The organism is Jannaschia donghaensis (assembly GCF_001403795.1).
GTDB classification, from domain to species: domain Bacteria; phylum Pseudomonadota; class Alphaproteobacteria; order Rhodobacterales; family Rhodobacteraceae; genus Jannaschia; species Jannaschia donghaensis.
On sequence record NZ_CXSU01000012.1, the window covers coordinates 518004 to 543592 of the forward strand.

Sequence of the window (25589 nt, forward strand, 5' to 3'; positions counted from 1 at the left end):
GCCTGGGGGGAGCTTGACGACATCAACGCGATATTCGACCGCATGCGCAACGGGACGATCGAAGGCCGCATCGTCCTGCAAATCTGAGGCGCGGCGCGGTGCGCGGTGCCGCCCCACAGACCCGCGCGGTGTCGTCAATCCTGAAGGATCTTTCGGCCCGCAACGGGGAAAGGGCAGACGTGCGTCTGGCCGACGTCGCGGCCCTGCTGGGCAGTCGCGTCCACGGGGCGGCGATCCTGATCCTGGCGCTGCCCGAAACCATTCCCGCGCCGGTCCCCGGTCTTTCCAGCCTGCTTGGCGTCCCGCTTTTGATCGTTTCGCTGCACCTTGCGATCTTCGGTGAACGGGGCGGGCTGCCGGCGCGGGTCGCGGGGATGCCCGTTCCGGGTCGGCTGCTGTCTGTCCTGGCCCGCTACGGCAGCCCGGTGCTGCGCCGGATCGAAGCGGTCAGCTATCCGCGTTTGGCCCGCGTCGTCCGGCGGGAACGGGCGATCGGCTGGCTCTGCGCGTTCTGGTCGCTGGTGCTATGGTTTCCCATTCCGTTCCTGAATGGTCCCCCGGCCACGTTGTTGGTGCTTTTGTCCTGGGGCCTGGTTCAGCGCGATGGCGCGGTGATCCTTGTCGGGGCTGCGGGGTCAATCGCCCTGATCGTGATCACGGTTTTTCTTGGTGATATCGCCGTCGACATCCTGCGATCCTTGATCGCGACCGACGGGTGACGCGGCCGATTTGATGGCCGTCAATGCGACGCCCGAGGGCGCGTGTCCTGATGCCCGCGACCACGCGAACAGCAGGAGAGAGATCATGGCCAAAGGTATCTGCGACATCTGTCACGTCCGCCCCGCGACCGTCCGCGCGGAGGTCGTGGAGGACGGACACCGCCGGACGATGGAGTTATGCGACAGCGACTATCGCCGCCTTCTGGCGCGGCAGGGGCGCGGGTCTTCCCCGCTCGAAGCGTTGTTCGGGCGCGGCGGGGCGGCCTTGGGTGGGTTTTCGGGCGGCGACGGGGCGTCGCCTTTGCCGCGGACCGAACCGCGCGCGGAACGGATGACCGATCGGCTCAGCGCCAAGGCCACGGATCTGCTGCAGGCCGCCGCCATGCTGGCGGCCGACCGGGGCCGTCGGGATGTCGACACCGAGCATCTGCTTCTGGCCCTGCTCGACAGCGATGCGGTTGCTGCCGTTCTGGATACCTTCAAACTGTCGCTCGACGATCTGCGCGACCAGATCGAGACGGCGGCCCCGCGCGGGGAGGAGGCCGCAAGCGACCGGGAGGTGTCGATCACGCCGCGCCTGAAGGATGCGTTGGGTCGGGCCTTTGCCGCCGCGTCGGAAATGGGTCACGGGTACGTGGGGCCCGAACATCTGTTGATCGGACTGGCCGAGGAAGGTGAAGGTCTGGCGTCCGACATTCTGCGCCGCGACGGTCTGACGCCGCAGGCCCTGCGCCAGAAAGTCGTGCAGGGGGCCGGGCAGGGCGAAGACGGCGCGGCCAAACCGGCGTCGGCGACCCCCGCACTCGACAAGGTGTCCCGCGACCTGACGCAGGCCGCGCGGGACGGCAAGCTCGACCCCGTCATCGGCCGGGCGGAGGAGATCGAGACGACGATCGAGATTCTGGCCCGCCGCCGCAAGAACAATCCCGTCCTGATCGGCGATCCCGGCGTGGGCAAGACCGCCATCGTCGAAGGCCTGGCGCAGCGCATCGTGGCCGGCGAAGTCCCCGAGACTTTGGCCGGCAAGCGTCTGGTGGAATTGAACATCAACTCCCTCGTCGCCGGGGCCAAATATCGCGGCGAATTCGAGGAACGGGTTCAGGACATCCTGAAAGAGGTGGTCGCGCAAAAGGATCACATGATCCTGTTCATCGACGAATTGCATACGATGATGGGGGCCGGGCAGGGCGGCGGTGAAGGCGGTCTGGACCTGGCCAATACCTTCAAGCCGGCCATGGCGCGCGGCGAGATGAACCTGATCGGGGCGACGACCCTGAACGAATATCAAAAGCATATCGAAAAGGACGCCGCGCTGGAGCGACGCTTCCAACCGGTTCAGGTGGACGAGCCGACGGTCGCCCAGACGATCATGATCCTGCATGGTCTGCGCGACACCTTCGAGGCGCATCACAAGGTGTCGATCACCGATCCGGCCATCGATGCGGCCGCCGAGTTGTCGGACCGGTATGTTACCGGGCGCTTCCTGCCCGACAAGGCCATCGACCTGATCGATCAGGCCTGTGCCCGGGTCAAGTTGCGCGCGACGGCGCGCCCTGTCGAAATGCACGAGGCAGAGACCGAGCTGCGCCAGCTCAAGCGCGAACAGGATTATGCCGCCAGCCGCCGCGATTTCGACAAGGCCGCCGATCTGGGCAAACGGATCGAGGCGAAAACAGCCGAAATGGCCGAAGTTTCCGAAGCCTGGACCCGCGCACGCGCGTCCGGCAGCTCCGAAGTGGGGGCGGCGGATGTCGCGGAGGTCGTCGCGCGCCTGACCGGCATCCCGGTGGCCGACCTGACCGCCCAGGAGAAGGAGAAACTGCTGCACCTCGAAGATCGGCTCCACGCTCGCGTCATCGGTCAGGACGCCGCCGTCACAGCCGTCGCCGATGCGATCCGCCTGGCGCGCGCGGGGCTGAGCGAAGGGGGGCGCCCGATCGCGACCTTCCTGTTTCTGGGACCGACCGGCGTCGGCAAGACCGAACTTGCCAAGGCGCTGGCCGAGGCTGTCTTCGGGGCCGAGGATGCGATCATCCGTCTGGACATGTCGGAATACGCCGAACGGCACACCGTCGCCCGCCTGATCGGCGCGCCACCCGGATATGTCGGATACGGCGAAGGCGGACAACTGACCGAGAAAGTGCGCCGCAAACCCCATTCGGTGATCCTGCTGGACGAATTGGAAAAGGCCCATGGCGACGTCTACAACATTCTGCTGCAGGTCTTCGACGACGGTCGGCTAACCGACGGCAAGGGCCGTGTGGTGGATTTCACGAACACCGTCATCATCGCCACTTCGAACCTTGGCGGGGACGTCATCCAGCGCGATCTGGCCATTCGCGGCAGCGAGGATCACGATGCCAAACGCCTGCGCGCCGACCTGATGGAGGTTTTGCGGGGGCACTTCCGACCCGAATTCATCAACCGGATCGACGAAGTCGTCGTGTTCCAAGCCCTTGACCGCGAAGAGATCGGACAGATCGTGGATCTGCAACTTGCCCGCGTGGCGCGGGCCGCGTCCGGGCAGGGCATCGATCTGAGCTTCGACGACGGGATCAAGACATTCCTGACCGAAGAAGGCTACCGCCCCGAATTCGGTGCGCGGGAGTTGCGCCGCCTGATCCGCAGCAAGATCGAGACGGCGCTGTCGAAGGACATCCTTGCCGGTCGGATCGTGGACGGCGATGCGATCACCGCGTGTTGGGACGACGGGACAGAGGCGGTCCGGTTCGAGGTTGCCCCGAAGGACGAAAGCGACCGTCCCGCCGCCTGACGGCGGTCATCGCAGGCTGAACAACGCCAGCCCGACCACCAGCAGCATCGACAGGGCCATGGCCACGTTGATGCCGCGCTGGACTCGCCCGCTCAGGTCCAGCCTGCGCAGCCAGATGCCCAGACCCAGCCAGGCGAAATGCAGCGGCAGCCAGATCGCGTTCATGATGAGCAGCTTCACCCCCGCCTCCAGCAGCGGCGCGTCGGGCAGGAAGCCGAAGCCCGCGAACATGGCGGTGTTCACGGCATAGGCCTTGGGATTGATGGCCTGCAGCGCCAGGCCGTCGCGGATGCCGGGTTCGCGCACCGCGGGGATGATCGCGATTTTTGCACCGGCAGTGGCGATGCGCAGGGCCAGATAGAGCAGGTAGCCGGTGGAGGCGAGAAACAGCGCGACGCGCAACGGCTCCCACGCCAAAAGCAGGGCGGCCACACCCGAAATGACGCCCAGCGCCACGATGTTCGTCCCGATGAACAGGCCCATCACATAGCGCACGCCCGCCCGCGCCCCGAAAGCGGAGCCGACGCCGGCCGTCGACAGAACGCCGGGACCGGGTGTGACGATCAGGAAGAAAACGGCGGCGGCGAAGGTCAGCACATCAGCCCCTCCGGTTCACGCGTTCCCGCCACCAGATCAGCAGACCCGCAGCGGCAATGACCGCGGCCCCCGTCACCGTCATCGCATCGGGCACGGTGCCGAAGACGAGGTAGCCGCTGATGGCGAGGTAGATCAGAAAGGAATAGCTGAACGGCATCAGCACACTGGCTTCGGCATAGCCGTGCGCCTGGCCGAAGAAATGGTGACCGGCCCAGGCGAAGCAGCCGATCGCAAACAAAAGCGCCCAGTCGAGCGACGTCTGAGGGCTGTCCCAGACCAACAGGGCGATAGGGGCCAGCACGACCGTGCCCACCAATCCCACATAAAGTTGCATCGTGCGCGGCGCCGCGACCCCGGCCATCCGCCGCGTCATGATGGAGAATAGCGCCAGCGCCGTCGCCGCCGTCAGGCTGAGGATCGCGGCCCAGTGAAATTCCGCCGACCACGGGCGCACCACGATCAAAACACCGACGAACCCCAGCAGGATCGCGCCCCAGCGCCACGGGCCGACCCGTTCGCCCAGCAGCGGGACCGACAGGGCGGAGACCAGGATCGGGGAGGAGAACATGATCGCCGCCACCATCGTCAAGTCCAGATATTTGAGAGCAAGGAAATTGGTCGTCGTCGACACCAGCAACAGCGCCCCGCGTCCCAGCATCGCCAACGCCTGCGCGCGCGGCGCGGTCCAGCCGGAGTGGTCCGACGACGTCACCATCGGCCCCGTAGACAGCGCCAGGTGGACGCCGAAGCGCATGAACGCCAGTTGCATCGCGGGGATGCCGGCAAGGCCCAGCCATTTCACGGACGTGTCCGTGCACGCGAACAGCGCATAGGCCAGCAGCATCAGCACGATGCCGCGCCCCACGTTATCTTCGCGAGCGCGGGCAAGGTGGCTGACCGGGGCGGGCACCGTCACTATGCGCGACCCGGGCCCACGTCAGCCCTTGAACCGTTCGGCATAGAAGTCGACCATCTGGCCGACCATGTGGTCGCCGCGCCCCTGTTCGACGGCTTCGGTCATCGCCGCGTCGGCGCATTTCGACATCATCGTGGCTGCGTTCAGGTCCTGTGCCATGCGACCGTAGTATCCGACGTCCTTGGCTGCGTTGCGGATCGAGAAGGCCAGCTTCGATGCGTCGCCGTCGATGCCGTAGGCCGATACGAAATCCATCATGCCCGAATGGAGCGGCCCCGCCGACATCACATCATAAAGCGCCTTGCGTTCCACCCCCGCGCTGTCGGCCATGGCCAGGGCTTCGGCGACGGCGTTGGCCATGGTCATACCGACGAAGTTGTTGATCAGCTTGATCGTGTGCCCGTTGCCAAGATCGCCCAAATGGAAGACGTTTTCGCCTAGATCGTCCAGCAGGGGGCGCACCTTGTCAAAGGCGGCCTTGTCGCCCGCGCACATGATGTTGAGCTGTCCATCCAACGCGTGCGACGGTGTGCGCCCCAGCGGTGCATCCAGATAGGTCCCGCCCGCTTGCGCAACCTCCGACCCCAACGCCTTGGTAGAGCCGGGGAGGGAGGTCCCGAAATCGACAACGATCTTGCCGCGCGACAGGCCCGCGATCACCCCGTCGCTGCCGCGCATGCGGCCTTCCACGTGGTCGGACGTGCCCATGCACAGCATCACGACGTCCGCCGCCTCGGCCACCGCGCGGGCCGATGCCGCCTCCGCCGCACCCCGCGACAGCGCCGCGTCAAGTCCGGTTCGGTCGGTGTTGCCCAGGACCGTCAGATCGTGGCCCTTGTCCAGAAGCCGCTGCACCATCGCCGACCCCATCAGGCCCAGCCCGATAAATCCGATTTTCGCCATGTCTTATCCTTCCGTTGTCGCAAAGGACCGCGCATGCAGCCCTTTCTGAATGTCATAGATCGTCTTGCCGATGGGCGACGCGGGCAGCGGCACATCCGCCAGGCGCGGGCGGCGCGACACATCGCGCAGCATTCGCGCATCGCAATCGGCCCGGTCCGAAAATTTCGTCATCGACTCCATGATCGGCCAGGCATCCGCCGCCATCATCTCGTAGAACAGGATGCGCCGCGATTTCGGAGAGGTGTCGAGGGCCGACCCATGCACGATCCGACCGTGATGCAGGCTGATCGATCCGGCCGGCCCCATCAGCGGCACCGCGTCGGCCATGTAGAAGCCGTCGCGGTCATAGGCGTCCTTCTGGCCCTGGGTCAGCACATCCATGTCTTCACCCCGGTCTCAGCATGTCGAGTTTCGGCAATGTCGCGGCCCGGTCGGGCGCAATGCCGGTATAGGCCGCAAAACTTTCAAGCGCCATGAAGCGGAACAGATCGAACCCGGTCAGCACCGCCAGACCCGCCGCGCGGGCATCGTTCAAAAACCGCGTGGCGGTCGGCGTATAGACCGCGTCGAAGGCCCAGGCCTGCCGGTCCAACAGCGTCGCATCAAAGGGCGTTCCGCCATGAGGGGCCATACCCACGGGGGTGCAATTGGCCAGACCTTCGGCATCGGCGATGACCTCTGCCGCATCTGACCCGTCCACGGCAATTGCGCCGGTTCGGGCGGCAAGGTCGCGCGCGGCATCCATGTTCCTGTCCCAGACGTGAACGGGGCCTGCGCCCAGAGAGATCAGCGCGGGTACGATGGCCCGCGCCACGCCACCGGCCCCGGCCACGGCGACCGACCCCGGCGGCCGGTCCAGCACATGCGTAAAGGCAGCCAGAAACCCGGTGTAGTCGGTATTGTGCCCCGCCAACGGTGAAAAGGTCAGCGTATTCGACGCGCCCAGCGTCTCGGTGCCGGGCACCATCGTGTCGCCGGCCCAATCGGCGGCCAAGGTCTTCCAGGGGTGGGTCACCGTCACGCCGGTCCAGCCGTCGTGGCGCAGGATGTCGACCTGTGCATCGAAGTCGAAATCGGCCATGTCCAGTGTGTCGATGGCGGTGAACGTCAGGTCGATGCCGTGGTCGGCGCACATGATGCCAAGGGCGCGCGACAGGCGGGACGCGCCGATGTTTTCGCCGATCAAGCCGCAGGTCAGCGTCTTCAACGCCCTGCCGCGGGGGCCAGCCCCCGCACCCCCGAAGTATTTTCGGCCAGAAGACGCATCAGGCAAGACCCGCCGTCGCTTCGATCTGCAGGATCACATCCAGGGTCCGGCGTGCGCTGGCCGCATCGACGATGGGGTCGGCCCGGCCCGCGATGACATCGGCGAAATGCTCCAGCTGTCGAACCAGGGGAACGCCGTCGTCGACCTGCGTGTCCGACGGGTGCGGCGCCTCGTTCCAATGGGTTGCGCCGGACCAGACGCGCAGACTGGGAAACTCCACACCCCCCAAGGTGCCGGCGATGCGCAAACTGTCCTGTGCGGTGTGCGGGATATGCGGGCTTTCTCCGGTTCCGGCCTCGAACCCCCAGGGCGTGGGCGTCGTATCGGCATAAGTCAGCGTTGCCGTGACGCCCCCGTCGAACCGGAGGACCGCGCCGCCGGATTCGGGCCGCGCCGCGCCCCGGACCGCGTTGGAGGCGAGGCCGACCACGTCCGTCACCTCTCCGAACAACCAGCGGAGCGTGTCGACGTCGTGGATCAGGTTCTGCTTGATCGGCGCGCCGTCGATGCCCGCGCGCCAGTCCACGTCGAAGTAATCGTCCGGTTTGCGCATCAGCCACAGCAGCGATGCGGCGACCGGCACACCGATCCGACCCGAGGTGACGACCTCATGCAGCTTGGCGACGCGCGGATGGTGTCGTCGGTGATGGCCGACCAGGATATTCACCCCCGACCCTCGGGCCGCCGCGATCATCGCATCCGCATTGCTCAGCGTGTCAGCGACCGGCTTTTCCACCAGCACGTGCCAGCCGCGGCGTACGGCGTCGATCGTCAGGGGGGCATGGCTGGCCGTGGGCGTCGCAATCACCACACCGTCGACCGGAACGTCGACGTCGTCGAAGGACGCGAAGCCGGGGGCGGTGGCATGAGCGCGCCGCGCCGGGTCTGGATCGACGATGCCGGCCAGGGTGAGGTCGGGGTGCGCGTCGATATGGGCCAGATGCCGTTCGCCGATCAGGCCGGTTCCGGCCAGCAGAAGCCGGGTCACATGACCGCCCCGATCTGCCAGGGTACGAATTCGTAATCGCCCAGGCCCTGCGCTTCGGATTTCGACACCTCGCCCGACGCGACGCGCAGCCACATCTCGTAAATCTCCCGCCCCTTTGCCTCGACGGAGGTGCCGCCCGACAAGATGTCGCCGGCGTTGATGTCCATATCCTCGGGCATTCGGTCGAACAGCGTCTGGTTCGATGCGACCTTGATCGTCGGCGCGGGTTTGGATCCGAACGCAGAACCGCGCCCGGTGGTGAAACACACCAGCTGGCACCCGCCCGCGATCTGGCCCGTCACGCTGGCTGGGTCGTAACCGGGGCTGTCCATGAAGGTGAAGCCGGGCACGGTTACCGCTTCGGCGTATTTGTAGACGGCCGTCAGCGGCGTCGTCCCACCCTTGGCCGCCGCGCCCAGCGACTTTTCGAGGATGGTGGTCAACCCGCCCTTCTTGTTGCCGGGCGAGGGATTGTTGTCCATGGATCCGCGATTGCGCGCGGTGTAATCCTTCCACCACTCGACCAAGCCGATCAGGCGGTCGCCCGTGGCGCGGTCGGCGGCGCGGCGGGTCAGCAAATGCTCGGCCCCGTAGATCTCGGGCGTTTCCGCAAGGACACCGGTACCGCCCTGCGCGACCAGAAGATCGCAGGCGTGACCCACCGCCGGGTTCGCCGTGATCCCGGACCAGGCGTCCGATCCGCCACATTGGAGCGCCACCTTCAACCCGGACGCGGGGCAGGGGGTGCGGACGGCCCGGTTGGCGATGGGCAGCATGGCCCGGACTTTGTCTATGCCCGCCTCGACCGTGCGGCGCAGGCCCGCGACGCTTTGAATGTTCATGGTCTGGAATGTCGGGCCCTGTTTCAGGCCCCACGCCTCCAACAGCCAGTCGATCTGATTGATCTCGCACCCCAGCCCGACCATCAAAACGGCCGCGTGATTTGGATGTTTGGCATAGCCCCACATGACCCGTTGCAGCGCCTCGAACCCGTCTCCGTCGTCGGCCATGCCGCACCCCGTCCCGTGGACGAAGGCCGCGACGCCGTCGACGTTCGGATAGGCGGCCAACGCCTCGGGGCCGAAGGCATCGGCGATGCGCCGCGCCGCCGTGGCGGAGCAATTCACCGACGTGACGATGGCGATGTAATTGCGGGTGCCGACGGTGCCGTTGTCGCGGCGGAAGCCCTGAAACATGTCGCCGGTCGCGGGCGTCGCCGGTTGCAGGTCGGTTCCGAACTCATAGGCGACGTCCGTGGCGGCGAAGGCGCAGTTCTGGGTGTGCACATGGTCCCCCGGAGCGATGGCCGCGCTGGCGTAGCCGATAATCTGGCCATATTTGCGCACCGGCTGACCCCTGTCGATCGCGCGCGTGGCGATCTTGTGGCCCGATGGGATCAGGGCCGCCGCCGCGACATCCTCCACCTGCGTTCCCGCCTCTAGGGTGCGGGTTGCGGTGACGACATTGTCGGCGGGCGAAAGGCGGATCGTCAGTGTCATGGCGCGGGGATCCAGAAGGTTGGGTTGGGGCCAGCGCGGTGGGGCGCGGCCCCCTAGTCCAGCAGCAGTTCGATGATCGGCGGATAGATCAGCAGGACCGAAAGCGCACATAGCTGGATGCAGATGAACGGCAGGAAGCCCTTGAAGATATCCGTCAGGCTGATGTGTGGCGGGGCGACCGACTTGAGGTAGAACGCCGCCGGGCCGAAGGGCGGTGACAGAAAACTGACCTGCATGTTCATGCAAAACAGCACCCCGAACCAGACGGCCAGATATTTGGGCTGCAATTCCCCCAGGATCCCGATCTCTTCGATCGGCAGACGCTGCACGATGGGCAGGAAGACGGGAATGATCAGCAAAACGATCCCGACCCAATCCATGAAGGCCCCCATGAACAGCAGGATCAGCATCATCGTCAGAAGGATGCCCATCGTCGGCAGGTCCGCACTGGTGATCAGGTTGGCGACATATGTCGGGCCGCCCGCGATGGTATAGGCGCCGGCCAGCGTCGCCGCACCGATGGTCACCCAGATAATCGTGCCGGTCGATTTCAGGGTGCGCATCAGGCTGTCCCAGACAAGCTCGACGCTCGCCTCGCCCCGGAAAAGAGAGATGAGGAAGACCGCGATCACACCCATGGCCGCCGCTTCGGTGATGCCCGAGATGCCGCCGTAGATCGACCCCATGACAACGCCAATCACCACGATCGGGGCGACCAGGCCCTTGCCCATGCTCCAACCCTTCGCGCCGCGGTCCTTGCCGAAGACGAGGAAGATCAGGGCCAGCGCCGCGACCAGGGCCACGCCCGTCCAGATGACGTGATGGGGCTGGCCCATGGTGATCGGATCGACGTTTTCGATCACCGCGTTTTGACCGGTGACGGTGAAGAACGCCGCGCGCAGGAACAGCGCAGTCGAAAATCCGGCGGCCAGGATCGCCAGGAATGCGCCGAAGAGCTTGGCCTTTTCGGCCCCCTTGGGGTCGTTAGGGTCGTCGGCGGGCAGGGGGGCCAACGACGGGTTCAGCTGCGTGCGCACGATGATGTAGATGATGATGAACGACGCCAGCATGAAGCCCGGCACGAAGGCGGCGGTGAACAGCGCCTTGATCGACGTTTCGGTGATAAGACCGAAGATGATGAGAACGATCGACGGCGGGATCATCGTGCCCAGACTGCCGGAGGCGCAGATCGTGCCGATGGCGAGGTTCTGGTCATAGCCCAGCCGCAGCATCTGCGGCAGCGCGATCAGCCCCAGCAGAACGACTTCACCGCCGATGATGCCTGACATCGCGGCCATGATGACCGCCATGATCGAGGTGACGATGGCGATGCCGCCGCGCGTCCGGCTGAGCCAGATGTTGAGCGACGAATACATGTCCTTGGCGATGCCCGAGCGTTCCAGGAGGGAGGCCATGAAGATGAACAGCGGGATGGAAATGAGAACGTAATCGGTCAACAACCCGAAGACCTTTTGCGCCAGGATACCCAGCGGTCCGGTCCCGAACCGGCCCGTCAGCAGACCTTGCCCGAATTCCCAGGGCGCGGTCAGAAGATTTGGCTCGAACTTCATGACCAGCACCAGCACCGCCAGCACGGCCGATGCGAAGCCCAGCGGCATCCCGATCGCCAGGAGCAGCATCAGCGAGATCATCAGGATCAGTGAAATTGTTCCGACGTCCATATCGTTCCCTCCCCAGGGGTGCCCGTGCGGGCGTCAGTCGTTGGAACCAACCGCGCGGCGCAGCCGCTCCAGCTCGTCTTGGTCGATGTCGTCGGCGGCAGTGTGGATCACCGGCTCCAGGTTCCAGTCGCGGAACAGGTTCGCGACCGCCTGCATCGCGACCAGAACGATCACCAGCAGGATCATCGGTTTGATCGTGGCAGGGATCGGCGGATTGAACGCCGTGCCATAAAGCTCCCAACGCAGGAACTTCGCCACCGCTTCGCCGTAACCGCCATAGACCAGGAAGAATGCGAAGGTCACGATCAGCAGGGTCGAGATCACGTCGCAGGCACGTTGCAGCGCACGCGGCATCAGATCGTAGAGAAGATAGATACGAATGTGGCTGCGTTGCTGCATCGCATAGAGACCGGACAGAAGGAACGTGAAGCCCGCGAACCACAGCGTGACTTCGTTGGCCCAAAGCGTCGGCTTCTCGAAGGCGTAGCGCAGCAGCACTTCGTAGAGCATGACGCAGACCATCATCGCGATGATCGCCATGACGACCCGCCCCAAGAAGCAGGAGATGCGGTCAAACAAGCCCCAGCCCTGCCATTCCATCGGCGCGCGCTTGACGGTTTTCACCCCGATGACAAGCAGGGCGATCGACGCGATCGCCATCACCCAGTCGATGGGGCCCAGCGGCGGCCATTCGCGCGCCAGGCGGTCCAGTTCGGGACCCGGCTCGCGCATGAGGATCAGGAAGCCGGGGAAATGCCAGATCGTCCAGGCCATCGTGATGACGAACAGGATCGGGACGATGACTTCGATCGCGCCGGGCTTGTAGACCAGCGGGCCGGCGTCGGCGGACGTCTCCACCGGGGTTTCAGGGCGAATGTCGGCCATGGTCACCTCGTCCTCGGGCTGCGCGGAAAGATGTGTCGCCGGCCCTGAGAAAAGGCGCGGCGAAGTGGGATGGCGCGGCCCGCGCCGATGTGACGGGGGGCCGCGCCGATGCCGGTCGGATTACTCCTGAACCAGACCCAGCTGCTGCAGGTAGGCCAGGTGCGATTCCACCAGGGCTTCCGCCTCGGGCGTGGTTGCGAACTCGGGCCAGGTTTCCTGGGCCGCGTTGCGGAACGTCTGCAGGTCCTCGGGCGACCATTCGGACAAGGTGACACCGGCTTCGCGCAGGTCAGCCGCGGCCTCGGCGTTCTTCTTCTCGAACGTCAGTGCGGTTTGCAGAGCCAGGCTTTCCATGGCGACGGACATGATACGGCGATGATGCTCGGGCATCCCGTCCCACACGGCCTTGTTGCACGCCAGGTGGTCCGACGGCATCGAGTGGAAGCCGGGGAAGTTGGCGAACTTGGCGATGTCGTACAGACCCAGACCCACGTTGTTGGCCAAGCCCGACGCGTCGGCACCGTCGATGATGCCGGTTTCCAGCGCGGTGAAGATCTCGGTGAAGTCCATCACGATGGGCGAGGCGCCCAGCTTTTCGAAGATCTTGGTTTCCATGCCCGGGGGCGAACGGAATTTCCAGTTCTGCAGGTCGCTGATCTGCGCGATCGGCTTGGTCGAGGCAAAGCTTTCCTGACCGTAGACCCACCAGCCGACAAGCTGCATGTCGTAGGTGTTGTAAAGCTCCTGCGCGGCGGCCAGGCCATCGCCGTAGTACAGCCACGACAGCTGCTGGTACGGCGTGGAATAGCCGCCCATGATGTCGCCCACGAACTGGAACGCCGGGTTCTTGCCGGTCTGGTAACCGCCGCCCGTCATGTCGCAGTCGAGGATGCCGGTCGCGGCCGCATCGAACGTTTCGGTCGGCTTCACGACGGAGGCCGAATAGAACATCTCGATCGCGATTTCGCCGTTCGACATCGTCTGGACGTTGTCGACGTAAGCGGCGGCAAGGCGGCCGGATTCGGTCTCGGGGGCATAGTGCGTCTGGATGCGCAGACTGGTCTGCTGTGCCATCGCGGCGGCACCGGTCAGCGCGGTGCAGGCGGCAGCAAGCGCTGCCAGGGTAAACGTCTTCATAATTTCCTCCCAAAAGGTCGTTGCGTGGCGCCCAAGTCCCAACGGACCTCCCATCGGACGACATGCTGAACAAAGCCTAACGGGGATTCGAAATTGCGCAACACGGAAAATGAAAATCGGTGGACAACCTGACATTTTTCAGAATATCAAAATTTTGAGGGAGATGTCATGCCCGACACACGTCTCGGAACGCCTGAAATCTATGCCGATCTGCAGCATCGGTTGTTGACGGGCGGATTCGCCCCGGGGGCGAAGCTGATGCCGTCGGCGCTCCATACGGAATATGGTTGTTCGGCCAACACCGTTCGCGACGTCCTGCTTCAGCTTTCCAAGATCGGTCTGGTCGAATTCGAGATCCAGCGCGGGTTCAGGGCCCGGAACGTCAGTATTCAGAAACGGGCCGAGATCGCCCGGTTCCGTGTCCTGCTGGAACAGGAAGGGGCCGTCGCGTCGATGTGCAACGGCGGATTGGAATGGGAATCCGCGCTGGCGGCGGCCCACCACCGTCTGATGCACATCGAAAAGCAGTTCGCGCGCACCCAGGACACCATTCCTTTCGTCGGCATCTGGTCGGATGCCGAATTGGCCTTTCACCGCACGCTGCTGTCAGAATGCCGTTTGCCGCCCCTGCAGGAGACGTTCGACAACGTCTACATGCAGTTTCGCCAGCAGATGGTCGGGTTGGAATCGAACTGCGTGCCCAGCTATTTTCACCGGATCATCCAGGAACATCAGGCCATCGTCGACGCAGCCACCGCCAAGGACGAGGCTGCCCTGCGCAGCGCCATCCAAAACCATCAGGCCCGGCACACCGAAAGGGACGTCAGTGCAACCCGTTGAGCGCGCGCAGCTGCAGGTAGAGGGCGGAATGATCCATATCGCCCCCGTCCATATCGTCGCGCAGAACCTTGAAGCGGTCGTTGATCGCCTGAACCGTCGGCAGGGTCAGATCCAGCGAGGCGGCCTCGGCCAAAGTGTTGTCGAGGTCCTTGATCTGGAACTTCGTCAGACCGCCGGGCACGAAATCGCCTTCGGTCATTCGCCGCCCGTGCTGTTGCAGGATGGTGCTGTCGGCGAAGCCACCCTTCAGCGCATCGCGCACCGCCGCCGGATCGGCCCCGCCGCGTTCCAGCAGCAGCATCGCCTCGGCCACGGCCCCGATGGTGCAGGCCACGATCGCCTGGTTGGCCAGTTTGGACAATTGCCCCGCGCCGACGGGGCCGACATGGACCGGGCGACCCAGATCCGACAATACGTCCCGGACGGCCGCAAAGGTTTCCGCCTCGCCGCCGGCCATAATGGCAAGGGTCGCGCCCTCCGCGCCCTTGGTGCCGCCCGACACCGGCGCGTCCACGTATCCGATGCCGCGGTCGGCAAAGCGGGCGGCGTGGGCGCGGGCCTCTTCGGGTTTGATCGACCCCATCTCGACCCAGATCGCGCCGGGGGCAAAGGCGTCCATCGCGGCGGCCTGGATATCACCCGAAGCCGGGCCGTCCGACAGCATGGAAATTACGATCGACGATCCCGTGACCGCCTGGGCGGGGGTGTCGCGGACCGTGGCACCGACATCGGCCAGCGGTTCGGCCTTGGCGCGCGATCGGTTCCAGACGGTCAGGTCGTGGCCGGCCTGGAGCAGGTTACGCGACATCGGTCCGCCCATCAGGCCGGTTCCGAGGAGGGTGAGCTTGGTCATGGGGTATCCTTCGTTTGCGCTCACATTAGAAACCAAATAGCCCGATGCAAGCGGGCAGCCCTGACACGGAGTTCACGATGACAGATCGCCTGAAGGGCAAACGCGCCCTTATCACTGCCGCAGGACAGGGCATTGGCCGCGCCACGGCAGAAATGTTCATCGCCGAAGGCGCAGAGGTGTTTGCCACCGATTTGAACGCGGACCTTCTGACCGGGCTGGACTGCGAAACCTATGTGATCGACGCCCGAAACGACGCCAGTGTGAAGGCCGGGGTCGAGAGGGCGCGGCCCGACGTCCTGTTCAATTGCGCGGGCTTCGTGCACCACGGGTCGGTCGAGGATGCGACGGATGCCGACTGGGAATTCGGCTTCGATCTCAACGTCAAAAGCATGTTCCGCACCATTCGCGCTGCGCTGCCGATCATGGTGGCGAACGGCGGCGGGTCCATCGTCAATATGTCGTCGGCCTGCTCGTCGGTCATCGGTGCGCCCAATCGCTTCATCTACGGAACGACCAAGGCGGCCGTCATCGGTCTGACGAAATCCGTGGCCGTGGATTTCATCAAGCAGGGCATCCGCTGCAATGCGATCTGTCCGGGCACGGTGGAATCACCGTCCTGGCACGACAGGGTCAGGGCCCTGGGCGAGCAGTTGGGCAGCCAAGACAAGGCGATGGAGCAATTCGTCTCGCGCCAGCCGATGGGGCGTGTGGCGACCGCCACCGAAATCGCGGCGCTGGTGACCTATCTGGCATCCGACGAAAGTGCGTTCACCACCGGCCACCCCCACATCATCGACGGCGGCTGGTCCGGCCAGTAGCCCCATCTTCACGAGGCACGACACATGACGAAACTTCGCTCCCGCCTGTGGTTCAACAATCCCGATAACCGGGAAATGACCGCCCTCTATCTGGAGCGGTATCTGAACTACGGCCTCACGCGTGAGGAGTTGCAGGGCAACAAGCCGATCATTGCCATCGCGCAAACCGGCAGCGATCTGTCGCCGTGCAACCGCCATCACATCGAACTGGCCAAGCGCGTCCGCGACGGCATCATCGAAGCGGGCGGCGTCCCGCTGGAGGTGCCGGTGCATCCGATCCAGGAAACCGGCAAGCGTCCAACGGCGTCCCTGGACCGAAACCTGGCCTATTTGTCCTTGTCGGAGACGCTCAACGGCTATCCGCTGGACGGCGTTGTCCTGATGATCGGCTGCGACAAGACCACGCCCGCCCTTTTGATGGCTGCCGCCACGGTCAACATTCCGGCCATCGCCCTGTCGGTCGGCCCGATGCTGAACGGCTGGTTCAAGGGCGAACGGACCGGGTCCGGCACGATCGTGTGGAAAGCGCGGGAAATGCATGCGGCGGGTGAAATCGACGATGCGGGCTTTATGGAAATGGTCGCCTCCTCCACGCCATCCGTGGGCTATTGCAACACGATGGGCACGGCGACGACGATGAATTCACTGGCCGAAGCCCTGGGCATGCAACTGCCGGGAAGTGCTGCAATTCCGGCCCCGTACCGCCAGCGCGGGCACATCAGCTACCAGACCGGGCAACGCATCGTCGGGATGGTGCACGAAGATCTGAAGCCGTCCGACATCATGACGCGGGCGGCGTTCGAAAATGCCATCATCGTCAACTCCGCCATCGGCGGGTCCACCAACGCGCCGATCCACCTCAACGGTATCGCGCGGCACATGGGCGTGCCCTTGGACAACGACGACTGGCAGGCTCTGGGCCTCGACATTCCATTGCTTACGAATTTGCAACCGGCCGGGAAATATCTGGGCGAAGATTACTATCACGCGGGCGGGGTGCCCGCGATCACGGGGCAGCTGATCGCGGCGGGTCTGCTGCCGCATCCGGGCGTGATGACCGTGAATGGCAAGACGATGGCCGAAAATTGCGAGGGACTGGAAACGCAACTGCCTGACGTGATCAAGCCGATGACAGACCCGATTGTGAAGGCCGCGGGGTTCCTGAACCTCAAGGGCAACCTGTTCGACTCCGCGATCATGAAAACGTCCGTCATCTCGGAGGAGTTCCGCGACCGTTACCTGTCGAACCCCGACGACCCCGAGGCGTTCGAGGGGCGCGCCGTGGTCTTTGACGGACCCGAAGATTTTCACATGAAGATCGACGACGAAAGCCTTGATATAGATGAACATTGCATCTTGATTATGCGCGGTGCCGGCCCGATCGGATATCCGGGCGCGGCGGAAGTCGTGAACATGCGTCCGCCATCGTATCTGTTGAAACGGAACATCCACGCGCTGCCCTGTATCGGTGACGGGCGGCAGTCGGGCACCTCGGGCAGTCCGTCCATCCTGAATGCATCGCCCGAAGCGGCCGCCGGCGGTGGCCTTGCCCTTGTTGCGACTGGCGACAGGGTTCGGATCGACCTGCGCAAGGGCACGGCGGACATGCTGGTGGACGAAAGCGTCTTGGCGGAGCGTCGTACCGCTTTGCCGCCGCGGCCCTTTACGCCGGAAAGCGAGACGCCGTGGCAGGAAATTTTCCGCGACCGTGTCGGGCCGTTGTCCGAAGGCATGATCCTTCGCGGCGCGGATGCCTTCCGGGGCACGGCGCAAAAGGGCGTTCCGCGCAATAACCACTGATTTTCAAAAAGTTACAGCGCGAAGTTCACTTCGCTCGATACAGGGAGACGAGACATGAAACTTTGCCGCTTCGGCGAGCCGGGGGCCGAAAAGCCCGGAATGATCGACCACAACGGTGACCTGCGCGATCTGTCCAGCCAAGTGGCCGACATCGCACACGAAGGCCTGAGCGACACCACGATCGAGATGCTGTCCAAGGTCGACGCGATGCAATTGCCCAAGATCGAGGGGGCTGTCCGCTACGGCCCATGCGTTGGCGGCATCGGCAAATTCCTTTGCATCGGTCTCAACTTTTCGGACCATGCGGCTGAAACCGGGGCCGACATCCCCGAGCATCCGATCCTGTTCCACAAGGCCACCAGCGCCGTGGTGGGCCCGAACGACGATGTCGTCCTGCCGCGAAATTCGACCCACGGCGATTGGGAGGTCGAGCTGGGCGTGGTGATCGGCAAGACGTGCAAATACGTGTCCGAAGAGGAAGCGCTGGAGTACGTCGCCGGTTACTTCGTCAGCAACGACGTGTCCGAGCGACAATTTCAGACCCAGCTGACGGGCCAATGGACCAAGGGCAAATCCTGCGACACCTTCGGCCCGATCGGTCCCTGGCTGGTCACCCGCGACGAAGTGGGTGACCCGCAGGACCTGGGCATGTGGTGCGACGTGAACGGCAAGCGGATGCAGACGGGCAATACCGCGACGATGATCTTCACCGTCGCGCAATGCATCAGCCACCTGAGCGGGCTGATGACGCTGCACCCCGGCGACGTGATTTCGACCGGGACGCCGCCGGGCGTCGGCATGGGCATCAAGCCCGAGCCGGTCTTTCTCAAGCCCGGTGACGTGATGGAACTGGGCATCGACAAGCTGGGCAGCCAGCGACAGGAGGTCCGACAGGATGACTAAGACCAAGCTTCTCCAGATCGGCGGCATCACCGACCGCATGCGCGATGCGCTGGCCCCCGACTTCGATATCGACATCCTGTTCGATCACGACGATCGCGCCGAGTTCTTGGCGGCCAACGGTGCGGATTACCCCGCGATTCTGACGAACGGACATTGGGGCGTGCCGGACGACGTCGCGGATGCGACGCCGAATCTGAAGGTCGTGTCGTCCTATGGCGTGGGCTACGACGCGATCGATGCCGACGCCTATGCCGCGCGCGGCATCAAGGTGGCGCATACGCCCGATGTGCTGAACGACGAGGTGGCGGATACCTTCGTGATGCTCTGGCTGGCCGTGTCGCGCGAGTTGATCCCGTCGGACCGGCACGCCCGGTCGGGCAAATGGGAGGCCGACGGCAACTACCCCCTGACGCGGACGGTGCAGAACCGGCGGGTGGGCATCCTGGGCCTGGGGCGCATTGGCCAGACCATCGCCGACCGCTGCGAGGCCTTCGGGGCGGAGATCCACTACCACAGCCGGTCGAGGAAGGACGTGGCCTATACCTACCACGAAACGGCGAAATCCTGCTCGGAGGCGGTCGAGGTCCTGGTCGCGATCACGCCGGGCGGGCCCGAGACCAGGCACATGGTGAACGCCGAGGTGCTGGAGGCGCTGGGGCCGGACGGGTTCTTCATCAACGTCGCGCGCGGTTCGGTCTGCGACGAGGCGGCGCTGGTCGAGGCGTTGCAACATGGCAAGATTGCCGGCGCCGGCCTCGACGTGTTCGAGGAGGAGCCGAAGATCCCCGACGCACTCAAGGCCATGGACAACGTCGTGCTGACGCCGCACGTGGCCTCGGGCACCCACGAGACGCGGCAGGCGATGGGCGACCTGGTGGTCGAGAACCTGCAACAGTGGCTCAAGGACGGGTCGGTCAAGACGCCGGTGCCCGAATGCCGCGATCTCTGAGCGCGCGCGGGGCAACATGCGGCCCGTGATCACATCGGTGGCGGTGCGTCTGTTCGACGTGCCGCTGGACGAGGTGCTGGTGGATGCCAAGCACGGCGACCACACGCATTTCCAGCTGGTGACCTGCACGATCACCACCTCCGACGGGGTGGACGGGACCGGCTATACCTATACCGGCGGAAAGGGCGGCACGGCCATCGCGGCGATGATCCGCGACGACCTGGCCGACTGGCTGACGGGGCAGGCGGCGGATGCGGCCACGCTCTACGATGCGATGCAGTGGCACCTGCATTACGTGGCGCGCGGCGGCATCGCGTCCTTCGCCATTTCGGCGGTGGACATCGCGCTCTGGGATATCGCGGGCAAGGTCGCTGGCCGGTCGCTGGTCGATATGGCGGGCGGTGCCTCGGACCGCTGCGGGGCCTATTGCGGCGGCATCGACCTGGGGTTCGACTTGCCGAAGCTCCTTCGCTCGGTCGAAGGGTACCTGGAGCGCGGGTTCGACGGCGTGAAGATCAAGGTGGGCCGCGATGACGATCAGGCCCGCGCGGCGGCCGTGCGCAAACTGATCGGAGACGACCTCAATTTCATGGTCGACGCGAATTATTCCCTGACCGAAGCGCAGGCGATCGAGGCGGCGCGTGGCTTTATGGATCAGAATATCCTGTGGTTCGAGGAACCGATCATCCCCGATGATTACGCCGGCTACGCTCGGATCCACGACGCGACCGGCTGTCCGCTCGCCATGGGAGAGAACCTGCACACCGAGCATGAATTCGGCTATGCGCTGGCCCAATCGAAGCTGGCCTATCTGCAGCCTGACGCATCGAACTGCGGCGGCATCACCGGCTGGCTGCGCGCGGCAGGCATGTGCGCGCAGGCGGGCCTGCCGGTCTGTTCGCACGGAATGCAGGAATTGCATGTCTCCCTCGTTTCGGCGCAACCGAACCCGGGTCTGATCGAGGTGCACAGCTTCCCAATCGACCGCTATACGACGCGACCGCTGGTGGTGGAAAACGCCCGCGCCGTTGCGCCGGACGTGCCCGGAACGGGCGTGACATTCGTCTGGGACAGGTTGACGCCCTACGAACGTCACTGATCGTCGCGGCGGTCTGGCCCGAACGCTCAGCCAGCGCGCGGGATGGCGGCGATGCGTCCGGCCAGATGGGCGACGCGGTCGGCCACCTCCGCCCTGACCGGGCCGGGCCGGGACGTGTCGCGGATGGTGTCGAACCAATGCTCTGGTGGGTTCCGACCGCGTGAATTGCCCTCGAACGTGAGGGCGCGCAGGACGGCCTGCGCCTCGGGCGGTAATCGGTCTGGAATGTCCTGACCGGACAGCACCGCCCAGGCCCCCGACCACAAACGCCCCACCGACCATGGGTTGTACCCGCCCCCACCCAACAGCAGAAACCGCGGGGCCAGCGGCATCAGCGCGGCCAACGTGTCGAAATGCGCGTTGTTCGACAGCGATAGGCGCGACAGGGGGTCTTCATCCACCGCGTCCGCCCCGCATTGCAGGACGATCGCATCCGGAGCGAAGGCCTCGACCGCCGGGCAAATCAGCCGGTCGCGGATCTGCGCGAACTCGCTGTCGTTCAGGCCGCGAGGCAGGGGCAGGTTGAACGTCTGCCCCACGCCCGCATCGGTGATCGCGCCGGTGAAGGGCCAGCGCCGTTCCTCGTGCGTGGAGATAAGCAGGGTGTCGGGGTCGCCCGCAAAGGCGTGTTCGACACCGTCCATGTGATGCGCGTCGATATCGACATAGGCGATCCGCCGGGCCCCGTTGCGGCGCAGCGACAGGATGCCCAGGACCGCGTCGTTGAGATAGCAGAACCCGTTGGCCCGATCCGGCATCCCGTGGTGCGTGCCACCGCCGGGCACATGGACACGGCCCCCGTCGCGCAACAACTCCCCTGCCAGAAGCGTGCCGCCTGCGCCCGTGGCGGGGCGGCGATACATTTCGGGGAAGACCGGGTTGGAATTGGTGCCCAGGCCGTGGCGGTCGCGGGTCGGCGCATCGACAGCGCCGGTTTCTTCCGCAGTCTGCAGGGCCGACAGATATTCGGGCGTGTGCCAGATGGTCAGCGCGCCCGGTTTGGCGCGCGGCGAAGTGCGGAATTGCGCGGGCGGCAGCCATCCCATCGCGCGCGTCAGGTCCATCACCGTAGATACGCGCGGCACCCGGAGGGGATGCCATTTGCCGTAGGAGGAGCCGCGATAGATTTCCGACCCGAGGAGGAGCGGCGTCATTCCGGCAAGGCAGCCTCGATCGCGCGGATCATCTTCGGGGCGCCGGGCCGCGTTCCGGCCCCTTCGAACGCCACCAGCTTGCCGGACAGGTCCAGCAAGGCCTTGTTGAAATTCCAGTTCGGCCGTTCCCCGTGTTCCGTCGCCAGCCAACGGTAGAACGGATGGGCCCCGTCGCCTTTCACGGAGGTGATGGTCGTCAGCGGAATGGTCAGGCCGTAGTTCACCTCGCAGAAGTCGGCGACCGCCTCGTCCGATGCCAATTCCTGCCGGAAATCGTCCGACGGCACGGCGATGACGGTCAGACCGGCGTCGCCATAGGTGTCCTGCAGCATCTGCAGACCTGCGTATTGGTCGGTGAAGCCGCACAGCGAGGCCGTGTTGACGACCAGCACCGCCCGCCCCCGAAACGTATCGAGGTCGATCGTCCCACCCTCCAGCGCGTCGAATTCGAACGCGGCGGCCGGAGCGGAGAGGGTGAGGAAAAAAGCAAGTATTCGCATGGTGAAAGGGTAGTCGTCGATGACGCCGGTTCAAGTCCGTTTGCTTGCGCCGGAGGGAAAAGCGCCTAAGTTGAAGGTATGATTAGATATGCCCTCAAATGCGACGACGGCCACGGCTTCGAAAGCTGGTTCCAGTCGGCCGCCGCCTTCGACGTGCTGGCCGCGCGCGACATGGTCAATTGTCCGCAGTGCGGCAGCGGCCGGGTGGAAAAGGCGCTGATGGCCCCCAAGGTCGACACGAAATCCGCCCTGTCGGTGCCCGCGTCGCGGGCGGAGGAAAAGCTGGCCGCCCTGCGCCGCAAAGTCGAGAGCGAAGCGACATACGTCGGTGGCGGTTTCGCGGACGAGGCGCGCCGGTTGCACGATGCCCAAGTCGAGACCCCGATCTACGGCGAGGCCAATGCTCAGCAGATCAAGGGTCTGCTGGAAGACGGCGTGCCGATCGCGCCCTTGCCGTTCCTCCCGAAACCGAAGGTCAATTGATGCGCACCCTCGTCACTGGCGCGTCGCGCGGCATCGGCGCGGCCCTGATGGACGAGGGGCGCGCGCGCGGCCACGACATGCTGGGAACCGTTCGGACCGGGACCGGCCTGCGTCTGGATGTCACCGACGCAGATATGCAGGCCGATGTCGCCGCACAGGTGGGGGCGCTGGATCTGGTGGTATGCAACGCAGGCGTGTTTCCGGGTCGTGGCAAAACGCTGGAGACGCTGACGGCGGACGATCTGAACGCGACCTTCGCGGCCAACGTCACCGGGGTTTTCCTGACGGTGCAGGCCCAGGTCCGGAACCTGTCAGACGGCGGTCGGATTGCGATCATCGCGTCGCAGATGGGGTCCACCACCCAAGCGACGGGGGACAGCTTTGCGTATCGCGCGTCCAAGGCGGCGGCAATCAATCTGGGAATGAGCCTGTCTGACGCGCTGCGCGGCCGTGGGATTGCCGTCGGCATCTATCATCCGGGATGGGTCCGCACCGATATGGGCGGAGAGACGGCCGCAGTTGGGGTCGCGCAATCGGCAAAGGGCCTGTGGGACCGGTTTGAGGCGCTGGACATGATCCGCAGCGGCGCGTTCGAGACATACGATGGCACGCCCCATCCGCTTTGACGTCACGCGCCGGGGGGTTTTGGCCGCTGGCCTGGCGACGGCCGTGGCGCGTCCATCGTGGTCCGCCGATGGCCTGACCGTCTTCGCGGCGGCGAGCCTGAAACCCGCCTTGGACGAAATCGTTGACGGATGGGATGTGGCCTTGGCTTACGGCGGATCCGGCACGCTGGCCCGACAGGTGGCGTCCGGCGCACCGGCAGATGTCATCCTGCTTGCCGCAACGGACTGGATGGACTGGCTGTCGGGGCAGGGCGCATTGACTCGCCCACCGATGACGGTTGCACGAAACCGGCTCGTCCTGGCCGCGGCACCCGATGTCGGCGCGGTGCCGCTGTCGCGCGCCGCCATCGTGGCCGCACTGGGCCACGGGCGAATGGCGATGGGCGATCCGATGTCCGTGCCCGCGGGGCGATACGCCCAGCAGGCGCTGGAGACGCTGGGCCTGTGGGAGGCGCTGTCGGACCGGTTGATCCTGACCAATGACGTGCGTGCGGTCCTGGCCTATGTCGCGCGCGGCGACGTGACGCTTGGCGCGGTCTATGGCTCCGACGCGGTGGGCACGGGGGTCGGAATAGCGGCGCAGTTCCCGGCGTCGAGCCACGCGCCGATCGTCTATCCCGGCGCGGTCGTCTCGGATCGACCGGAGGCGGTGGCCTTTCTCGACCACGTGGCGGCATCTGCGCACGTCTTCGCGGCCCATGGGTTCGCCGCGTGATCGACCTGCCGCCCGAAGCCTGGGAGGCGCTGCGCCTCTCGCTTCGCGTGTCTTTCGTTGCAACGGTTCTGGCGTTGCCGCTGGCCGTCTGGGTCGCGCATCTGCTGTCGCGCGGTCGGTTCGCGGGGCGGGGTCTGCTTGATGCGCTGGTACATCTGCCGCTTGTCCTGCCGCCGGTCGTGACGGGCTATGCGCTGCTGCTGCTGTTTTCGCGGGCGGGGCCGATCGGCGGCATCCTGGAGCCGCTGGGTCTGGGGCTGGCATTCCGCTGGATGGGGGCGGCGCTGGCCGCGGGGATCATGGGGTTTCCGCTTATGGTACGTCCCATCCGGCTGGCCTTCGATGCCGTCGATCCGAAGTTGGAGGAAGCAGCCGCAACCCTTGGCGCGTCGCCATTCCGGGTCTGGCGCACGGTCACGCTGCCGCTGGCGGCACCCGGATTGCTGGCGGGGGTGACGCTGGGCTTTGCGAAGGCCTTCGGTGAATTCGGGGCCACGATTACATTCGTCGCGTCGATCCCGGGCGAGACGCGAACGCTGCCGTCGGCGATTTATGCCTTTCTGCAGGTCCCCGATGGTGGTGCTCCGCTTCGGGCGTTGGTGATGATCGCCGTGGCCGTCGCCGTGGCGGCGGTGCTCGTCTCGAACTGGTTGGCCCCGCGGATTGCCGCGCGGGTGGCGGGGCGCTGATGCTGGAGATGGCGATCACGCGCCGCGCGGGCGATTTCAAGCTCGACGTATCCCTGTTGGTCGCGCCCGGCGTTACGGCCGTCTTCGGCCCATCGGGGGCCGGCAAGACAACGTTGGCGCGTTGCGTCGCGGGGCTTGCGCGGCCCGACGCCGGGCGCATCGCGCTCGACGGTCGGATCCTGTTCGACGGATCGACGGACCTGCCGCCGCACCGGCGCGACATCGGATACGTCTTTCAGGAAGCGCGGCTGTTCCCGCATCTTAGCGTTCGCGAAAACCTGCTTTACGGTGCGCCGCGCGGCACCGATCCGGCGGCGGTGGCGAACATGTTGGGGATCACGCCGCTGATCGCGCGCAGGCCGGGCGATCTGTCTGGAGGAGAGGCGGCGCGGGTTGCCATCGGTCGCGCGCTGCTGCGTCGCCCCAGACTTCTGATCCTGGACGAGCCGCTGGCCGCGCTCGACACGCGGCGCCGGGACATCGTCCTGCCATGGCTCGAAAACCTGCGCGATGCGGGCCTGCCGATCTTGTACATTTCCCATGCGATCGAGGAGGTCGCCCGCCTTGCCGATACATTGGTCCTTCTGGACGAAGGACGGGTGCGGCGGGCGGGGCAGGTGGGTGCGGTCCTGTCCGACCCCGAGGCGGCGGCGATGATGGGGGTGTCGCAGGCCGGAGCCATGCTGGAGGGGCGCGTGATCGGCAGAGCCGATGGTCTGGCGGAGGTGGAAACGGCCATCGGCACCCTTCACCTGGCCGGGATCGGCGGTGGCGCGCAACGCGTCCGTATCCGC

Annotated in this window: 26 protein-coding genes; 13 read left to right on the top strand and 13 right to left on the bottom strand. The window is 65.5% G+C overall.

Annotation, left to right across the window (positions count from 1 at the left end):
- Positions 1-98: 98 nt before the first annotated feature.
- Positions 99-719 carry an exopolysaccharide biosynthesis protein gene (locus tag JDO7802_RS11830; protein ID WP_055085819.1) on the top strand — a complete coding sequence of 207 codons (621 nt, stop codon included), beginning with the start codon at positions 99-101 and terminating at the stop codon, positions 717-719.
- Positions 720-804: 85 nt separating this feature from the next.
- The gene (locus JDO7802_RS11835; protein ID WP_055085822.1) at positions 805-3492 is read left to right on the top strand and encodes an ATP-dependent Clp protease ATP-binding subunit; all 2688 of its coding nucleotides are present in this window, start codon (positions 805-807) and stop codon (positions 3490-3492) included.
- A gap of 6 nt (positions 3493-3498) precedes the next feature.
- Here the strand turns inward: JDO7802_RS11835 and JDO7802_RS11840 are convergent, their stop codons facing one another.
- The 10 genes from JDO7802_RS11840 to JDO7802_RS11885 all read right to left on the bottom strand — a co-directional run bounded on the left by JDO7802_RS11840 (position 3499) and on the right by JDO7802_RS11885 (position 13366).
- Positions 3499-4089 carry a LysE family translocator gene (locus JDO7802_RS11840; RefSeq protein ID WP_055085824.1) on the bottom strand — a complete coding sequence of 197 codons (591 nt, stop codon included), beginning with the start codon at positions 4087-4089 and terminating at the stop codon, positions 3499-3501.
- A gap of 1 nt (position 4090) precedes the next feature.
- Positions 4091-5005: a DMT family transporter gene (locus JDO7802_RS11845; protein ID WP_245624180.1), complete on the bottom strand. Its 915-nt coding sequence runs from the start codon at positions 5003-5005 to the stop codon at positions 4091-4093.
- A 21-nt stretch (positions 5006-5026) separates the two neighbouring features.
- Positions 5027-5908, bottom strand: a complete 882-nt coding sequence (locus JDO7802_RS11850; RefSeq protein ID WP_055085826.1) for an NAD(P)-dependent oxidoreductase — start codon at positions 5906-5908, stop codon at positions 5027-5029.
- A 3-nt stretch (positions 5909-5911) separates the two neighbouring features.
- Positions 5912-6289: a phytanoyl-CoA dioxygenase family protein gene (locus JDO7802_RS11855; RefSeq protein ID WP_055085828.1), complete on the bottom strand. Its 378-nt coding sequence runs from the start codon at positions 6287-6289 to the stop codon at positions 5912-5914.
- A gap of 4 nt (positions 6290-6293) precedes the next feature.
- Positions 6294-7115, bottom strand: coding sequence for a shikimate dehydrogenase family protein (locus tag JDO7802_RS11860; RefSeq protein ID WP_055085829.1), 822 nt, complete (start codon positions 7113-7115; stop codon positions 6294-6296).
- Between the two features lie 58 nt (positions 7116-7173).
- Positions 7174-8163 (bottom strand): Gfo/Idh/MocA family protein, encoded by a 990-nt coding sequence (locus tag JDO7802_RS11865; protein ID WP_055085832.1) that lies wholly within the window; start codon positions 8161-8163, stop codon positions 7174-7176.
- Positions 8160-9662 carry a UxaA family hydrolase gene (locus JDO7802_RS11870; protein WP_055085833.1) on the bottom strand — a complete coding sequence of 501 codons (1503 nt, stop codon included), beginning with the start codon at positions 9660-9662 and terminating at the stop codon, positions 8160-8162. The genes JDO7802_RS11865 and JDO7802_RS11870 overlap by 4 nt, the downstream gene beginning before the upstream one ends.
- Before the next feature lie 53 nt (positions 9663-9715).
- Positions 9716-11344, bottom strand: coding sequence for a TRAP transporter large permease (locus tag JDO7802_RS11875; RefSeq protein ID WP_055085836.1), 1629 nt, complete (start codon positions 11342-11344; stop codon positions 9716-9718).
- A 33-nt stretch (positions 11345-11377) separates the two neighbouring features.
- Positions 11378-12229: a TRAP transporter small permease subunit gene (locus JDO7802_RS11880; RefSeq protein ID WP_245624181.1), complete on the bottom strand. Its 852-nt coding sequence runs from the start codon at positions 12227-12229 to the stop codon at positions 11378-11380.
- A 120-nt stretch (positions 12230-12349) separates the two neighbouring features.
- Entirely contained in the window at positions 12350-13366 is a 1017-nt protein-coding gene (locus JDO7802_RS11885) for a TRAP transporter substrate-binding protein (RefSeq protein ID WP_055085838.1), read from the bottom strand.
- A 168-nt stretch (positions 13367-13534) separates the two neighbouring features.
- On the opposite strand from JDO7802_RS11885, the gene JDO7802_RS11890 reads away from it, so the two are divergent.
- Complete coding sequence (locus JDO7802_RS11890) at positions 13535-14206, top strand: GntR family transcriptional regulator (protein WP_055085840.1); 672 nt, start codon at positions 13535-13537, stop codon at positions 14204-14206.
- Here JDO7802_RS11890 and JDO7802_RS11895 read toward each other — a convergent pair.
- Positions 14190-15059 (bottom strand): NAD(P)-dependent oxidoreductase, encoded by an 870-nt coding sequence (locus tag JDO7802_RS11895; protein WP_055085842.1) that lies wholly within the window; start codon positions 15057-15059, stop codon positions 14190-14192. The genes JDO7802_RS11890 and JDO7802_RS11895 overlap by 17 nt on opposite strands.
- 77 nt (positions 15060-15136) lie before the next feature.
- On the opposite strand from JDO7802_RS11895, the gene JDO7802_RS11900 reads away from it, so the two are divergent.
- Genes JDO7802_RS11900 through JDO7802_RS11920 form a run of 5 tightly spaced genes read left to right on the top strand, consistent with a single transcriptional unit; the run spans position 15137 to position 20628 of the window.
- Positions 15137-15877 carry an SDR family oxidoreductase gene (locus tag JDO7802_RS11900; protein WP_055085844.1) on the top strand — a complete coding sequence of 247 codons (741 nt, stop codon included), beginning with the start codon at positions 15137-15139 and terminating at the stop codon, positions 15875-15877.
- A gap of 24 nt (positions 15878-15901) precedes the next feature.
- Positions 15902-17677 (top strand): IlvD/Edd family dehydratase, encoded by a 1776-nt coding sequence (locus JDO7802_RS11905; RefSeq protein WP_055085846.1) that lies wholly within the window; start codon positions 15902-15904, stop codon positions 17675-17677.
- A gap of 54 nt (positions 17678-17731) precedes the next feature.
- Positions 17732-18580 (top strand): fumarylacetoacetate hydrolase family protein, encoded by an 849-nt coding sequence (locus JDO7802_RS11910; protein ID WP_055085848.1) that lies wholly within the window; start codon positions 17732-17734, stop codon positions 18578-18580.
- Positions 18573-19529: a 2-hydroxyacid dehydrogenase gene (locus JDO7802_RS11915; protein WP_144430605.1), complete on the top strand. Its 957-nt coding sequence runs from the start codon at positions 18573-18575 to the stop codon at positions 19527-19529. Before JDO7802_RS11910 ends, JDO7802_RS11915 begins: the two co-directional genes overlap by 8 nt.
- A 16-nt stretch (positions 19530-19545) precedes the next feature.
- Positions 19546-20628, top strand: coding sequence for a mandelate racemase/muconate lactonizing enzyme family protein (locus JDO7802_RS11920; RefSeq protein ID WP_055085850.1), 1083 nt, complete (start codon positions 19546-19548; stop codon positions 20626-20628).
- A 26-nt stretch (positions 20629-20654) separates the two neighbouring features.
- Here the strand turns inward: JDO7802_RS11920 and JDO7802_RS11925 are convergent, their stop codons facing one another.
- Together JDO7802_RS11925 and JDO7802_RS11930 are read right to left on the bottom strand one after the other, a co-directional pair.
- Positions 20655-21782 (bottom strand): acetoin utilization protein AcuC, encoded by a 1128-nt coding sequence (locus JDO7802_RS11925; protein ID WP_055085852.1) that lies wholly within the window; start codon positions 21780-21782, stop codon positions 20655-20657.
- Entirely contained in the window at positions 21779-22282 is a 504-nt protein-coding gene (locus JDO7802_RS11930; RefSeq protein WP_055085854.1) for a glutathione peroxidase, read from the bottom strand. The genes JDO7802_RS11925 and JDO7802_RS11930 overlap by 4 nt, the downstream gene beginning before the upstream one ends.
- Before the next feature lie 78 nt (positions 22283-22360).
- Between JDO7802_RS11930 and JDO7802_RS11935 the strand changes: the two genes are divergently transcribed.
- From JDO7802_RS11935 to modC, 5 genes are all read left to right on the top strand, one after another.
- Positions 22361-22765, top strand: a complete 405-nt coding sequence (locus tag JDO7802_RS11935) for a DUF1178 family protein (RefSeq protein ID WP_055085856.1) — start codon at positions 22361-22363, stop codon at positions 22763-22765.
- On the top strand, positions 22765-23391 hold the full coding sequence (locus JDO7802_RS11940; RefSeq protein WP_055085858.1) for an SDR family NAD(P)-dependent oxidoreductase: 627 nt from the start codon (positions 22765-22767) through the stop codon (positions 23389-23391). The genes JDO7802_RS11935 and JDO7802_RS11940 overlap by 1 nt, the downstream gene beginning before the upstream one ends.
- The gene (gene modA, locus JDO7802_RS11945; RefSeq protein ID WP_055085860.1) at positions 23369-24106 is read left to right on the top strand and encodes a molybdate ABC transporter substrate-binding protein; all 738 of its coding nucleotides are present in this window, start codon (positions 23369-23371) and stop codon (positions 24104-24106) included. Before JDO7802_RS11940 ends, modA begins: the two co-directional genes overlap by 23 nt.
- A complete protein-coding gene (modB, locus tag JDO7802_RS11950; RefSeq protein WP_055085862.1) occupies positions 24103-24795 on the top strand; it encodes a molybdate ABC transporter permease subunit in 693 nt (230 codons plus the stop codon). Before modA ends, modB begins: the two co-directional genes overlap by 4 nt.
- A gap of 8 nt (positions 24796-24803) precedes the next feature.
- Positions 24804-25589: molybdenum ABC transporter ATP-binding protein (modC, locus tag JDO7802_RS11955; RefSeq protein ID WP_245624182.1), on the top strand; the 786-nt coding region annotated here is incomplete at its 3' end.